Origin of the sequence: Stenomitos frigidus ULC18 (assembly GCF_003003795.1) — a bacterium.
GTDB classification, from domain to species: domain Bacteria; phylum Cyanobacteriota; class Cyanobacteriia; order Leptolyngbyales; family Leptolyngbyaceae; genus Stenomitos; species Stenomitos frigidus_A.
In genome coordinates this window covers 21,039-28,409 of record NZ_PVWK01000075.1, presented here as the reverse complement: position 1 = coordinate 28,409, position 7,371 = coordinate 21,039, and the positions used below count along the sequence as shown (strand labels likewise).

Below are 7,371 nucleotides of genomic sequence, written 5' to 3'. Positions count from 1 at the left end.
GGCGTTGGCGCCACGTCTGGACGCCTTGAAGCCGCAGATGCAAGCCCTCGCTCACCAGCAAGCGGATTGGCAGCGCCAAGACCAGCTTCTGCCACCGGGACAGTGGTCAGCACAAGGGCAAGCGCCTGCTTTCGGGTGGGCGCACGCGCGGGGCGTGGCTTGTCTATGGCAACCCGCGTGGCGACGCCCCACAACCCCGTGAGGCGCGACTTGGAGCAACCCTTGCTGGCAAAGCGGCAAGCGCAACCCAGTGGCTCTGGTTGCCTGTAGGCGCCAACGCCTGGTCAGGCTCAATGCCATACCCGCGCTCACACGCCCTGGCCAACGCCCGCTGCGGCCAGCCGCCGCACAAGACACGGTCCGACTCAACCGCTCCCCCACCGCTGTCACTGGGTCACGCGTGTTGAGCGCTCAACCGATTTTTCCATTCCCCTTGACGCCCAAGACAATCGCTACAGACGGGGAGTGGTTCAGATTAATTAATCCACCATCCTAAGCGGGGCATTCATCGCATCGTTTTAAGGGTTAGGAGATGCCTTAACGCTGCAACCGGAATGAAAGTCCCTACTCAAATTGCTTTATTGCTTAAAGCTGAACCGCCCGTTGACTTTCTCGCCCTTAATGTCCGATAAAATTGCCACTTTATAGGTTCCTGGCGCGGTACTGGGTAACTTGGCAGTGTAGTGTTTCTCCGCCGGATCATACTCAAACGCCAGGGTCTTCTGAGCGCCATCCGGTGCCTGGACTTGCGCGGTTACTTTCGCATTGGGCACGGCTTCATGCGTTTCACCTTTTTGCAAAAACACATCCATATGTGTTTCACCCGATTCTTTGCCCAGCAGCAGTTCCAGGTGATAATCACCCACCTCTACAACCTGCCCGCCATGTCCACCGTGCATTTCATTAGATGACATTTTGTCGGATGACATTTTGTCTCCACTGGTCGGAGCCGCTGACTCGGATGGTTTGGGTTCAGCCGCCGTAGTCGCCGCAGGGCTGGGGCTACTGGCTTGATTGCTGCCGCTACTGCAAGCCCCCAAAAACAGTACGCTGAGACTTGCGACGGTGATTGCTACAGCTTTGAAGGTCATAATTTTGCTCATGTTGGATTAACGACTGTGAAACGTCTAGTAAACGGGATGGCTGGGAACAGGGGTTCCGCCAGGTAAATCCGGCTGCCGATTGGGCTGCACTGGCTTGGGCACCAGGAACCGCCCGAACTGGGAATAGAGGGCTGGAAGCACCAGGAGGGTCAGAGCGGTTGAGGTAAATAAGCCGCCCAAGACTACAACTGCCAGGGGTTGCAAGATTTCTTTGCCCGCCCCGCTACTGACAACCAGTGGCACCATGCCCAGAGCTGAAGTCAGTGCTGTCATCAAAATGGCTTCCAGCCGCTCCACTGAGCCTTCGACGATCGTGTGCTTTAAGGAAAATCCAGCCGCGAGTTTGGCGTTGTAGTTATCGACTAGCAGTAAACCATTGCGGGTTGCCACACCAAACAGCGTGATAAATCCAACCAGAGACGCGACGGAAATGATGCCGCCTGCCAGCACGATCGACAGCAGTCCACCAATTAAAGCCAATGGCAAATTGATCATGATCATGAACGTGGCTGGTAGCGATTTGACGGCAAAGTAAATGAGCACGGTGATTACGACAAACGCCAGCGCTCCGTAGACCAGCAGGTTTTGGGTGGCGCGTTCTTCGGATTCAAACTGACCACCGTACTGGATGAAATAACCAGCAGGCAGTGGCACCTGTTGCTTCACCTTGGCTCGAATTTCATCCACGAGCGATCGCAAATCGCGTCCCGATGCGTTTGCCGACAGGACAATGAGACGAGACACATTCTCGCGATTAATGGTGTTGGGTCCTGTGCCGTAGTCAAGCTTGGCAACCTGAGCTAAGGGGATTTTTTGCCCGTTGGGCGTATCAACCAGGAGATTGCGAATGGTCTCTAGATCACGACGCGCGGCTGCATCTAGCCATACCACCAGGTCAAATACCTGCTGCTGCTCTAGCACCTGTGAGACCACCTGACCATTGAGTGCCGTTTCCACCAGTTCGGAAAGGGCACCCACCGTCAAGCCATAGCGAGCCGCTGCCGCTCGATCGAATTTAATTTGCACTTGCTTGACGGGGACTTGCGGCTCCAATTGCAAATCCACCAACCCTGGTATCGATCGGAGCACTGCTTCCGCTTCCTGCCCAATACTGCGGAGTTCCGCTAGGTCAGGCCCAAAAATTTTCACTGCAATGCCCGATCGCACGCCCGACAGCACTTCATCCATCCGATGCGAAATAAAGCCACCAATATTGGGTGCAACGCCCGGTAGCTTCGCGAATTCCGCTCGCAATTTGGCGATCGTTCCGGCGCGATCGTTCAGTCCTTGTTCGCTCAGTTCGACATCCATATGCGCCAAGTTCACTCCCGCCGCATCGGCATCACCCGGAGCCCGTCCTGAGCGAATCTGCACGCTTTCAAAGCGTGGATCGTCCTTGAGTGCAGCTTGAAGCGTCAATCCAGCCTGGTTGGTGGCTTCGAGTGAACTACCGGGATACAGCGTGAGGGTATTGACCAGCGATCGCTCCTGGAACTCTGGCAGAAAGGTGCGTCCCAGAGTGGGCAGAATCACCATTGAGGCGACCAGCGCCACAGCCGCAGCAAAGATAATCAGCTTGGGGCGCTGCACCGACAACGTCAGTGCCGGATTGTACAGCCGTCGGCAAAAGCGGGCAACCCAGGTTTCCTCCGTAGGCAAGCGCGAGTTGACCAGCAGCAGGGCACAGAGGGCTGGGGTCAACGTGAGTGCGACCAAGGTGGAGGCCACGATCGACAGCAGATAGGCAATGCCCATAGGCGTGAAAATGCGCCCCTCCACACCCGTGAGCGAGAAGATGGGAGCAAAGACAACCGCAATGATCACCGTCGAAAAGAGAATGCTGGTTCGTACTTCGATGGAACCATTAAACACCACTCGCAGCGGTGGGACAGGCGTGCCAGCCTGCTGATTTTCTCGCAGGCGACGGTAGACATTTTCCATATCCACAATGGCATCATCGACGACGGAGCCGATCGCCACTGCCAATCCGCCCAGCGTCATCGTGTTAATGCCTTCTCCCACCCAGTTGAGGATAATCATCCCTAAAAGCAGGGACAGGGGCATTGCGCTCAGGGTAATGATCGCGGTACGCCAGTTCATCAGGAACAGCAGCAAAATCACCGAAACGATGATGATCCCGTCTCGCAGCGAGTCCTCAATGTTTTGAATGGATGCTTCAATAAAATTTTCCTGCCGGAACGTCACCTCGACCTGCACATCGGCTGGCAAACTCGTTCTCAGTTCTTGCATCGCGGCTTCGATCGCCCGCGTCACGGTTGGTGTATCCGCCAAGGGTTGCTTATTGACCAGCACCACCACTGCTGGCTGACCTTCTGCACTGCCATCACCCCGTTTGAGCGCGGCACCGATCTTTACCTCTGCCACATTGGTTAATAAAACTGGTGTACCGCTCCGCGAGGTGATAACAGACTGTTTAAGTTGTTCGATGGACTCAATGCGTCCCACCCCACGCACCAGCAATTCTTGATCAGGGCTGATCAAAAAACCACCAGGCGCATTAGCATTAGCGGCCTTCGCCGCTTTGGTCACGTCCTCTAGAGACACGTTAAAGGCTTGTAGCTTGTTGGGATCGACTAGCACCTGGTACTGGCGCACATCGCCGCCGTAGGCAATCACCTGAGCGACTCCCGGTACTGCCAGTAAGCGATTGGTAACTTGCCAATCCACCAGACGGCGTACTTCCATCAAATTAGCGTTGCCTTTGCCCGGTGCAACAGTGAAGGCGTACATCAACACCGTGCCGATCGGTGAACTGATGGGTGAAATTTGCGGTGTTTCCACGCCTTCAGGCAGTTTTGCTTGTGCCTGCTGCAACCGTTCCGTCACCAACTGCCGCGCCTGGTAGATGTCAGTATTCCAGGTAAAGATGACCTTGACGACAGAAATACCAACCGCTGAGGACGATCGCACAACAGTGACTCCAGGCGTACCGTTAATCGCGCTTTCGATCGGTAGCGTGACCAGCGATTCAATCTCCTCTGGAGCCAAACCAGGAGCCTCAGTTTGAATTTCGACCTGCGGTGGTGCAAAGGCTGGAAACACATCCAGCGGCATCTGAGTGATGGTACGCAAGCCGAAGAGCGCGATCAAGATGGAAGCCAGAACAACGAGCCACCGTTGGGCGATCGACCATTTAACAATGGTGTTGAGCATAAGACTCCTCCCTATCGCCGTGGGGGTGATGTAGCGTTACTATCGTTGCAAACAAAAATGAAATCAGGATGAAAGCGGCAACGAGCAAGCATTACTCTCCCGCTAAACGCAACGTCTCTGCATAAAGTTCATCACGTATCCAGAATCCATTCGTGATCAAAGCATCGAGTAGCGGTTGTATCGTTGCGACCAAACCTTGTTGCTTTGCAGCCAGTAGAATGCCCAGCAATCCCGTCACTTTAAGACCCGCCTGCGTCGCTTGTTGCCGTCCACGCCGTTCATCCATCAATAAACGGTTAGCGTTCAGTTCAAGGGCTAAGGCGATCGCTTCAGCCTCACCTGCATCTAAGGATGCTTGTAGCGGTTGCAATAAACCAGCGTTGGTCACGGAACGAACCTGAATCCAATCCAGCGTTTGGACTGCCAGAACTGCCGGATCTTCAGAACCAGAATTGAGAAGCTCCTGATAAACCGCTGTTGGAATTATGACTTCGCCGTAGAGTTGCTGAAGGAGGATCAACTGACCGATCGCCGCTAGATTGCTGATAGGGGAGGTGTCGCTCACAACAATCATTGCCAGCCATGCTCTTGCAAACTTTTTACGTCCTCCTGCAATTCAGCAAGGTCGTAGTGGAGCGCGATATGACGACTGCCAAGCAGCCTTTGAAATTGAAGTTGACTCATCTCAGCAAAGCGACTCGCTTGCCCTAGCGTCAACCGCTCCTGCTGAAACAGTAGAATGGCAATCTCCTGCCGTAGCTCTGCTTCCGTTATGTGAGCCGCTTGTAGAATTGTGTCAGAAATCAACATACTCATAGGCAAATACGATTGGCTTACATCAAGAATAGCTGATCGTCCATTTGACAAGCGTATTTAGCATCGCTGATACCATCTGTGCTCCAATTCATCTAGTTGAATCAAGTAAAATGACATCAGAGAACCCCAAAGATGTATGACGACGAAAGACCTGATCATTCAAGCGTTGGACGAAGTACCTGAGTCTGCTTTGCCAGAGATTCTGGACTATGTGCGTGAGCAAAAATTGAAGGCATCACAGAGTTTGCAGGAGCGGATTTGGCAGGCATATTTAGAGTCAGAACACGATCGTGATGAGGTCTACCGTCGCCTTGCAGACTCCTGAATTTCTTGATCAAGCGAGGAGCAAGCCGCCGCCTATCTGTATCATCTAGCGATGAATCATCCGTTTCTGGATGGCAATAAACGCACTGCCTTTGCTGTGATAGATGCTTTTTTGCGGCTGAACGGCTATCGGTTGAGTTTAGGCAATGATGACGCATATCAGTTGGTCTTAGAGGTGGTTCAAAAGACTGTGAGCAAGGAGGCATTGAGCGATCGCCTCAAACAAGTAGTTGTGCCGTCAAGGTGAGCGATCGCCGTCTGGCAGGGATGGCTGCGAGGGTGATGGTTTTGTGGGCGCATATGCTTTGTGATCTGGCTCATGCTCGGGCAGTAAACCATAACTGGCTTCTAGATGCCCATTGGGTGAAGGAAACGGCGCGTTGCGATCGCCCCGCTTTGCCCAAAGCATTCCCGCCCAGAAGGTGCCTGCCGCGATCGCACCCCCCGCCGGAAGCATGATCCACCAGGGCAGTTCGAGTTCTCTCTCTGGTTTGTTGCCGCTCGGTTTGCTGCCCGGAGCATCATCGGGATCAGCAAGTGCGGCGGCTTGTCCACTTTTCAGTAAGGATTGGGCGTAGAGTTGTGGCGCGCGTTGGGTGACAATGCGATCACCATCAAACAATCCATCTTTGACTTCAACAAAGTCGCCCGATTCCTTGCCGAGCGTCACCTCAGACGGCTGGAACGCGCTGCCATTTTGCACAAACACGATCGTCTTTTTGTCGTTGGTTTCCACCAGTGCCGCTTTGGGAATGGCTAAAACAGCAGCAGGGGTGCGATCGGTCAACACATCCAACTCTACAAACATCCCTGGTTTCAGTGAGCCATTGGGATTATTTAACTCCGCTTTAATTGGCACCACACGGCTTTCCCCTTCCACCACAGCACCCACCACGCTAATGCGCCCGTTGAATGCCTTGCCATTGGCGTTTACTCGCACTCCCTGACCGCTTTGCACGCGATCGAGGTCTTTTTCATAGAGATTCCCAGACACTTGCACCACGCGGCTGTTGACGATCGACATCACCTTTTTGCCTGCATCTTGACCCGATTCGCCCTGCGTCGTTTCCCGATCGGCCACGATGCCCGCGATCGGAGCCGTTAAGGTGATGGTGCCATCGGCATTGGGACTGGCTCCCAGTTGCCGCAGACGCGCCTGATAGGTCTCACCGCTCAAAGACACCTTGGATTGAGCCACTGACACCGCAGACTGGGCACGTTGCAGTTGCGCCTGCGCTTGCGAGACCTCCAAGGCGCTTTCTGCTTTTGCCAGGGCAGCTTTTGCCTCTGCTAGTTTGGTCTCCGACTCCAAAAAGGTGCGTCGCGGAATCGCTCCACTGGTCAACAGTTCCCGGTCTTTGTCGTACCGTTCTTGCGCGAAACTCACTTCGGTGCGCGCTTGCTTGATGTCCGCCGCCACGATCGTGCGCTGTTGGGTCAGATTCTGCTGTGCCAGACGTAAATCGGCAGCGGCAGACTGCACCGACCCGATCGCCTCAGTCCGCCGATCCAGCGCGGTGGTTCGCAGTTCTGCTAACTCTGGTGTTGTCATCACTGCCACTAGCTGTCCTGCCTCGACGCGATCGCCCGGATTCACCAGCAGCTTGATCACCGTGCCCGTCACCGGAGTTGTGACTTCGACTTGCTGGTTGGGCAGTGCCTCAATCTTGCCAGTCGTTTTGATGCCAAACGCTAACCGTTGACGAGCCACAGGCTCTACTTTCAAGCCCATCCGCTTTGCCGTCTCGGCGTCAACCTGAACTGCCCCCGCAGATTGCGTCGCTTGACTGCCCTGAAACTCATTGCCATGCCCACCATGAGCAACGGTTCGGATCGGCAGAGCAAGTAGTAAAAGGCTAAGAAGGCTGCCAGAAAGGCGACGAACGATCGTTGGAGCGTAAAGCGTCTGTCGAGTGCGAGTCATCGGATGTTTCCTTGAGAATGGCACTAAGCT

7 protein-coding genes and 1 pseudogene are annotated in these 7,371 nt (G+C 54.5%); 3 read left to right on the top strand and 5 right to left on the bottom strand.

The window, feature by feature from the left end:
- On the top strand, positions 1 to 202 hold a 202-nt coding region (locus C7B82_RS32270), incomplete at its 5' end, for a hypothetical protein (RefSeq protein ID WP_181357472.1).
- 376 nt (positions 203 to 578) lie between these two features.
- Here C7B82_RS32270 and C7B82_RS12855 read toward each other — a convergent pair.
- The 4 genes from C7B82_RS12855 to C7B82_RS12840 form a co-directional block, all read right to left on the bottom strand.
- Positions 579 to 1,103, bottom strand: coding sequence for a copper resistance protein CopC (locus C7B82_RS12855; protein WP_245939864.1), 525 nt, complete (start codon positions 1,101 to 1,103; stop codon positions 579 to 581).
- Between the two features lie 24 nt (positions 1,104 to 1,127).
- A complete protein-coding gene (locus tag C7B82_RS12850) occupies positions 1,128 to 4,277 on the bottom strand; it encodes an efflux RND transporter permease subunit (RefSeq protein ID WP_106256686.1) in 3,150 nt (1,049 codons plus the stop codon).
- A 91-nt stretch (positions 4,278 to 4,368) separates the two neighbouring features.
- Entirely contained in the window at positions 4,369 to 4,851 is a 483-nt protein-coding gene (locus C7B82_RS12845) for a PIN domain-containing protein (protein ID WP_106256685.1), read from the bottom strand.
- On the bottom strand, positions 4,848 to 5,093 hold the full coding sequence (locus C7B82_RS12840) for a UPF0175 family protein (RefSeq protein ID WP_106256684.1): 246 nt from the start codon (positions 5,091 to 5,093) through the stop codon (positions 4,848 to 4,850). The genes C7B82_RS12845 and C7B82_RS12840 overlap by 4 nt, the downstream gene beginning before the upstream one ends.
- A gap of 136 nt (positions 5,094 to 5,229) precedes the next feature.
- On the opposite strand from C7B82_RS12840, the gene C7B82_RS12835 reads away from it, so the two are divergent.
- Positions 5,230 to 5,418 carry a DUF2281 domain-containing protein gene (locus C7B82_RS12835; RefSeq protein ID WP_106256683.1) on the top strand — a complete coding sequence of 63 codons (189 nt, stop codon included), beginning with the start codon at positions 5,230 to 5,232 and terminating at the stop codon, positions 5,416 to 5,418.
- A 27-nt stretch (positions 5,419 to 5,445) separates the two neighbouring features.
- A pseudogene (locus C7B82_RS12830) lies at positions 5,446 to 5,664 on the top strand (type II toxin-antitoxin system death-on-curing family toxin); the annotation flags it as partial.
- Here C7B82_RS12830 and C7B82_RS12825 read toward each other — a convergent pair.
- Positions 5,656 to 7,341 carry an efflux RND transporter periplasmic adaptor subunit gene (locus tag C7B82_RS12825; RefSeq protein ID WP_106256681.1) on the bottom strand — a complete coding sequence of 562 codons (1,686 nt, stop codon included), beginning with the start codon at positions 7,339 to 7,341 and terminating at the stop codon, positions 5,656 to 5,658. The pseudogene C7B82_RS12830 and the gene C7B82_RS12825 overlap by 9 nt on opposite strands.
- Positions 7,342 to 7,371: the final 30 nt, after the last annotated feature.